Source organism: Clostridium sp. DFI.1.208, from assembly GCF_024463855.1.
Classification (GTDB): Bacteria; Bacillota_I; Bacilli_A; order Erysipelotrichales; family Erysipelotrichaceae; genus Clostridium_AQ.
On the sequence record NZ_JANGCA010000187.1, the window covers coordinates 1 to 518 of the forward strand.

A 518-nucleotide genomic window follows, 5' to 3' on the forward strand; every position below is an offset into this window, starting at 1 on the left:
TGAGCATAAGAAGAGCATGTACCAGATGGCAGGGACGAACGATATCGTGTATCTGTTGCAGTGTGAGCAGGCACAGCTCAAGGTACCGGTGTATATCGGGATCGGAGTACCTGCGAGCTGGGATCACGCATACGGGGTATATCAGTATTCAGTAGAGCAGCGGGATCTGGTCTACATCCGAAAGGACCTGCAGATCGATGAGGAGAACATCATCGAGGTGAGGATGGCACCGGGGAAGGACTATGTATTTTCACAGCGCAGCCTGCCGGTGGAGGAGAAGAGTCTGAATACGTGGGTGAGCGGACTGGTCGGCGGAAGCCGAAGGGTGGATCAGAAGCTGGCGCTGGGAAGCACGGCGATGTTTGCGGCAGCCGGGTTCCTCGGAGTGAGCCTGGTCGGCGGCCTGTATTTGAAAAAGAGCGGAAAGGGAAGCAGGGTAAGGAAGAGACGTAAGGAGAGTTGAAGGTATGTGTGTAAGAAGATATGAGGACAACTGGGGAGAGCTGAAGGGGAAGCTG

The 518-nt window shown here is 54.8% G+C and carries 1 protein-coding gene; it reads left to right on the forward strand.

The window, feature by feature from the left end:
• On the forward strand, positions 1 to 463 hold a 463-nt coding region (locus NE665_RS23965; RefSeq protein ID WP_256302713.1), incomplete at its 5' end, for a hypothetical protein.
• Between the last annotated feature and the right edge of the window lie 55 nt (positions 464 to 518).